3 protein-coding genes and 3 pseudogenes are annotated in these 3,862 nt (G+C 63.9%); 1 reads left to right on the top strand and 5 read right to left on the bottom strand.

Annotated elements, in window-relative coordinates; genetic code table 11:
* Positions 1-321: 321 nt before the first annotated feature.
* The 5 genes and pseudogenes from VF794_RS41855 to VF794_RS04760 form a co-directional block, all read right to left on the bottom strand.
* Positions 322-558: pseudogene (locus tag VF794_RS41855) on the bottom strand (IS701 family transposase); the annotation flags it as partial.
* A pseudogene (locus tag VF794_RS41850) lies at positions 536-670 on the bottom strand (transposase); the annotation flags it as partial. The pseudogenes VF794_RS41855 and VF794_RS41850, both read right to left, overlap by 23 nt.
* Positions 671-804: 134 nt before the next feature.
* The gene (locus VF794_RS04770) at positions 805-1,467 is read right to left on the bottom strand and encodes an ice-binding family protein (RefSeq protein WP_331107987.1); all 663 of its coding nucleotides are present in this window, start codon (positions 1,465-1,467) and stop codon (positions 805-807) included.
* A gap of 281 nt (positions 1,468-1,748) precedes the next feature.
* Positions 1,749-1,988 (bottom strand): GlsB/YeaQ/YmgE family stress response membrane protein, encoded by a 240-nt coding sequence (locus tag VF794_RS04765; RefSeq protein WP_331107986.1) that lies wholly within the window; start codon positions 1,986-1,988, stop codon positions 1,749-1,751.
* 104 nt (positions 1,989-2,092) lie between these two features.
* Positions 2,093-2,671: a hypothetical protein gene (locus tag VF794_RS04760; RefSeq protein WP_331107985.1), complete on the bottom strand. Its 579-nt coding sequence runs from the start codon at positions 2,669-2,671 to the stop codon at positions 2,093-2,095.
* Between the two features lie 555 nt (positions 2,672-3,226).
* Here VF794_RS04760 and VF794_RS04755 point away from each other — a divergent pair.
* Positions 3,227-3,862, top strand: a pseudogene (locus VF794_RS04755) (OmpA family protein); the annotation flags it as partial.

Genomic DNA, 3,862 nt, shown 5'->3' with positions numbered 1-3,862 from the left:
CACGTGCAACGAGAAGGCCGACGACGACGAGGACTACGCCGACAAGACGAAGGAGTGTGCCGAGTGCGTCTCGGAGCGCGTGTGCTCCGAGACGTTCAAGAGCTGCCTCGACGACTGCTTCGGCGTCATCGGCGACAACCGCTGAGCGGCTCGTCGAGAGAACACGCCCACGGCGCCGGGTGGGTGGGGGGCCAGGAGGCCAGGGGCGTACGGGACGAGGTCTGGCACCTCCGATGGCATGTAGGGCACCGGGGCAGCCAGGAGGCAATCACCCGAGCGGTGGCGAGCCGGGTGGTGATGAAGCTGTCGTGGAAATGGCGTTCAGGCCGAGAGCGGCTGCGGCTGAGCTTGTGACATCCCTCGGGCCGAGGGGGGAAAATGCCGCACGCGTTCGGCGATGATGAACGCGTAGCAGCAAAGGGCGACAGAGACGTGGTGGTGCCAACCAGGAAAGCGACGGCCCTCGTAGTGGTCGAGCCCGAGTTCTCCCTTCAAGTCCTCGTAGACGCGCTCGGTCCTCCAGCGCTGCATGACGAGGCGGATGAGTTGCTTCGTGGTAATTGGTTGTTTGCGGCTCTACCCCCACCGCATAGTGCAGTCCCAAGGAGCGGACCTGCCCGCGAAACTCGCTGGAGGTTCCATACGCGGAGTCCGCCCAAGTAATACACACGAGTCGACTTCTGACACCAAGCGACCGAGGAGCCCCCGCCTGACTGCTCCGGTAGAAACGCTCGCGCTACTTCTGAAACCAGGTGAGCTGGCAGGTATCTGCTTCACTGCCTGCCCAGCTCTGACGCAGTAGTGTTAATTGGCGGGCTGGGTCACCGTGGCCTGCTGCAGGGCCACATTCGTCTGCGACAGAATCCGGCCATTCATCGTCGCGCCCGTCTGCAGCGTGACGTCGGTCTTGCAGAGCAGGACCCCCTCGAAGTGCGCGCCGGTCCCAAGCGTCGTCCGGCCAGCCACCTGCCAGAACACGTTCTTCGCCAGCGCACCGCCGAGCAGGGTGATGCGCTTGGACGCGCTCATGGACAGGTCGCCCGCCACCTGCAAAATCCACACGTCGGTCGGGCCTCCCGAGAGGGTCACGTCCGCCGGGATGGTCACCGTGCCCGCCCACTTGTAGAGCCCCGGTACGAGGGTCTTCCCGCCGATGTTGCCGGTGCCCAGGTTGAGGAAGTTGGGCGTCGGGCGGCCGGCCGCGTTGGTGTAGGCGCTCTCCATGTTGCTGACCGCCGTGGTCAGGTTGGAGGGAGTCGGCACCGCGTAGTTGGAGGCGTACGCCTTGCCGACAATCTGGGGGGAGGTCGCGAAGACGTTCGTGGGGTCCGCGACCAGCGAGAAGCCGGTGAGGTAGGTGGCTGCGGCAGGACTGACGCCCACGTTTCCCGTCACCGAGGAAGGAGGCACCGTAGAGACGCCAGTCTTTGCCAGAATCGCCAAGGTGCCCGTCGTCCCCAGCGGCACCGGAGCAGGTCCCTTCGCGGCCGCGGCCCCGGCATGGAGGCTCAAGAGCGTCAACAGGGTGGTTCCGAGCCGGGCCGCGAGATTGCCGCGGGCAGACGGGTGGCGGGGACTTGCAGTAAATGATTGCACGGATACTCCGGGATGACCCCAGACGAAGCAAAGAGCTTCCAGTCCAGGGTTGTTTGTTGGGGCAGGTCCCTTGCCCAGAGCGAGTCTCGCCAGGGAGGAGTCTACGATCAAGGTAACACAGCAATTACTTACGTCAAACGGAAACTGGCGCTTCAGGCGCGTTTGCCGGTGCCCGAGCGGATGAGGCGCAGCAAGAGCAGTAAAACGATGGCCCCGATGAAGGCGACGAAGATGGTTCCGGCAATTCCTGAGAAGGGCGTACCCACACCCAGGGTCCGGAAGACAAAGCCTCCGATGAACGAGCCCACCACGCCCACGATGATGTCCCCGATGAGCCCGTAGCCGCCTCCCACGGCCGCAGAAGCCAGCCATCCAGCAATCAGGCCGCTCACGATCCACACGACGAATGATTCAAACGACACGGTGTACCCCCTGAGATTGTCTTGGGCGAAGGGATGGGGACGGACAGGGATTGAAGAGCGGGAAGAGCCTGTCGCTAGAAGCGGACCCCAAGGGTTAGCGCGACGTCGAAGAAGCCGCCCTGGGGGTCGTCCACTTGCCTGCCGAGGTTCTCGTCCAGCAGCAACCGGTAGGTGGCCCGAGCGCCTGCGGTGAGCACGCCGGAGTTGACCTCGAAGCCCACTGCCAGCGGGAGCTCCGCCACCACGTCCGACTCGAACGCCCCTCCGAGATCCCCTCCGATGCTGATGTTCGAGATGCCCAGGCCGACGCCCACGAAGGGCTTGATGGCGTTGAACAAGGGCAGCAACACCTTGACAAGGCCACTGCCTCCATGGCGCGTGAGGGAAATGTCGAGCAGCGCGGTCTTGGCGGTGTTCCTGGAGCCTTCATAGCCTAGCTCAAAGCCGACGAAGCGCAGGGGCTGCAGGTCCAACGTCAAACCCCACGTAGGGCCCACGTTGAAGCTTTCGCCGAGATCTCCCGTGTAGTTACCGGCCCCTCCGCGCAGAAACACATTCACACGTCCTCGCCGGGGCTCCTCATCGGCGGTCGCCGTCCCCGCGGAGGCCAACGCCAACACGAATCCCAACACTGCCATGCTCTGACGAGACATGTATTCCCTCTCATTTGGTGAAGTCTCAACCTAAGTGTCGGCGGTGCGTTGTCAAATATGAAACCCCCAAGCTCAAGGAAATGGCAATGCAACTCTAAACACCAGAGGCGGGGGATATCTTTCCTGCGCCGACCGTGTTAGAGGAAGATTTCCGGTGCAAATGCGGCCCGGTATTCAAGTAACCGCTCTCGGGCGAAGGCCTCCACCCGCGACTTTTTTTGATGTCACGGATGAGAACTCGATGGTTGTTGACTTGACAACCAGGGAACAGTGCTTAGGTTCTGACACACTCCCAGAAACGGATCGCGACGGTTGAGCTTGTGATTGCCAGGGTCCTGGCAATCACAAGCTCTCACCATTCACGCTCTCCGCGAGCCTCCTCGTTTTCATCGTGACGGAGAACGCTTGCTCATCGCTTTGAAAGAACATCGGAGTCACGCAATGCCTCACATCGCGGTTGTTTCGAAAACGGCTAGAAGCAGTTCGATTCTCGCCACTTCCATCACCCTCGCCTTGCTGGCAGTCCCGCTGCCGGCGCCGGCCGCTGACTTCGGCTTGAAGCTCGAGCCCGGCGTGGCGGTGCCGCTGACCGCCCCCCAGTCACGGCTCTACGACGTCGGAGGCAGCCTCTCCCTGAAGGCACTCTTCGGCCTGAACAGGTATCTGGACATTGGACCCAGCGTGACCCTGCTGCAGCTGCCTGCGGAGGCGGAGCTGACGGAGCCCGGGGTGGCGTGGACGTTCGGCGGAGGGGCGCGCCTCAAGCGGCCCCATGACGCCCCCGGCGGCTCCAAGGGGTTCTACGCCATCTCGCCCTGGGCGGAGGTTGACGCCCTCTACGTCCGCACCGGCGTGCTCAACCGGCCTGGCTTCGCCGTCGCCGCGGGCCTCTCCCTGCCCGTCGGCGAGACACGGACGTTCTGGGTCGGCCCGTTCGTGCGCTACCTCCACATCCTCCAGCCCAACCGCGCCGGCTACGACAACCATGACGCCAAGCTCTTGAGCGTGGGCGTCAGCCTGGAGATCGGAGCCGGCCGCGAGCGCTCACACGAGGCTGTCGCCGCCGCGGAGGTCCGCACCATCACCCATGAAACCTTCTCCTGTCCCGACGGCGACAAGGACGGAGTCCCCGACACGGTGGACCGCTGCCCCAAAGTGGCGGGGCCGATGGACTCGTGGGGCTGCCCTGAA

Source organism: Archangium sp., assembly GCF_036389735.1.
In the GTDB taxonomy this organism is placed as follows: domain Bacteria; phylum Myxococcota; class Myxococcia; order Myxococcales; family Myxococcaceae; genus Archangium.
This window is presented reverse-complemented; position numbering and strand designations above follow the sequence as displayed.